The organism is [Phormidium] sp. LEGE 05292 (assembly GCF_015207735.1).
In the GTDB taxonomy this organism is placed as follows: Bacteria; Cyanobacteriota; Cyanobacteriia; order Cyanobacteriales; family Aerosakkonemataceae; genus Floridanema.
The window spans coordinates 1-1969 of sequence record NZ_JADEWG010000317.1; the positions used below are offsets into that span (position 1 = coordinate 1).

The following is a 1969-nucleotide window of genomic DNA, read 5'->3' on the forward strand; positions in this document are numbered from 1 at the left end:
GGCAGGGGGGGAAGTTTTGAGTTTTGAGTTTTGAGCGAATAAATTTTCCCTTTTCCCCCTATCCCCAATCCCCTAATTTATGATATAATTGAAAAGCTGATTTGTTAAATCCGGGATGTAGCGCAGCTTGGTAGCGCACCTCGTTCGGGACGAGGGGGCCGCAGGTTCAAATCCTGTCATCCCGATCCAGTTAAATATCGATTGCCACTTTATTTGTCCGCGTTGACAAATTCGTGTCCGTATTGACAAATTAATGACCGCTTTGCCACATTAAAGTCCTTAAAAAAGTGTGCTAACAATATTTAACAAAGGTGTTGAATACTTTTCCAAACTTCAAACAGAAGGCTAAGAGGTTACTTTAATTGTATCTCTATCGCTAACAAGCGCTAAAACGACAAATCGAGAAAATCCCGAACGAGGTGCGCCTTTCAATCCACCTTGTATTAAAGAGAGAGGAGTCATGATTGTAAGACCTAACGACCGATGAAAGCAGATCTCAACCTACCTCTAGTTAAGATGGTTGTTGAAACTTTGTGGTTGCCCCTACTTTGCGAGAGGGGCGATCTTTCAATCCACCCCTTGTCAGGATGGTCGTTGAAACTCGACAAATTCAACAATTGAAATTGGCAATTTACAGTCTTTCAATCCACCCCTTGTCAGGATGGTCGTTGAAACCTAAAGTAGAGGTTTATCCCGCGCCCCAATTACCACCTTTCAATCCACCCCTTGTCAGGATGGTCGTTGAAACTTCGGGATTATAATTTCCACCTAGATTGCTTGTACAACTTTCAATCCACCCCTTGTCAGGATGGTCGTTGAAACTCGCAAGCTGCTAGTACCGTCTTAGCTTGCTTGGAAAAAGCTTTCAATCCACCCCTTGTCAGGATGGTCGTTGAAACAACTTAAAAGTAGATCCGCATCCAACCTGACTATTTTCTCTTTCAATCCACCCCTTGTCAGGATGGTCGTTGAAACATCAATGGAAATATTTAGCAAAAGGAAAATTAGACTTTCAATCCACCCCTTGTCAGGATGGTCGTTGAAACATTGATATCTTAACTTGCGTTCTAAGTGCGTTAATTAACTTTCAATCCACCCCTTGTCAGGATGGTCGTTGAAACTTGAATTTTAGCTAAAGCTATGGTCGCCAAAATTGCACCTTTCAATCCACCCCTTGTCAGGATGGTCGTTGAAACCTTATTTAGAGAATAATTATGACTAATCCAAAATACTTCTTTCAATCCACCCCTTGTCAGGATGGTCGTTGAAACCAGCCAAGAATCCGCCTTGACTGAGTAAATAGATTCCTTTCAATCCACCCCTTGTCAGGATGGTCGTTGAAACTTTAAATTTCAATCACAGAAATCTTTTGTAGGATCTTTCAATCCACCCCTTGTCAGGATGGTCGTTGAAACTCTTAACGCTTCAACCCTTTTGTGTACTAGCTTCCAGAAACAATTTCGTGAACCTCAGAAATTTTGCTGAAAAAACTGTCGCAACTGGAGGGTTGACCATCCCAGAAAAAGCTCAAACTTAGTCTGGCTATTTATTTCACCAAATTCGTCTATCCCTTGGGAATTTTGCTCCCGCTTGGATTCACGAAAAAAATAGTTAAGGTGGATTCCTCCTTGCTCGGAGGTGATTCAGTAGCCACCACTGTGGTAAACCCACACCCTTATTACTGGGGGCGCACCTAATTCCTATCTGCAAGAGATAGCAGCATCGGGGTGGGCAGCTACCAGGGTCAGAAAGCAAGACTATCGGCAGACAGTCAAACTAACCCGCACTTTTCACAGTTCAGAGCTTGATTAAATAGCCAAATTCCTACTCATTCCTCATCAAACTTATCTATCATAGAGAAGTTTTTATCGACGGTCAGGATATCTATCCAGTCAGACACCACTTGGGTAAACTGCTACGCATTTAAATTGAATATTTAGGCTGATGGGGAGATGGGGGGCTGTCTCTT

1 tRNA gene and 1 CRISPR repeat array are annotated in these 1969 nt (G+C 42.7%); the gene reads left to right on the forward strand.

Annotated elements, in window-relative coordinates:
* Positions 1-111: 111 nt before the first annotated feature.
* Positions 112-185 (forward strand) — tRNA-Pro (locus IQ264_RS32295).
* A gap of 379 nt (positions 186-564) precedes the next feature.
* Positions 565-1415: direct repeats of the CRISPR family, unit length 37 nt; unit sequence CTTTCAATCCACCCCTTGTCAGGATGGTCGTTGAAAC.
* Positions 1416-1969: the final 554 nt, after the last annotated feature.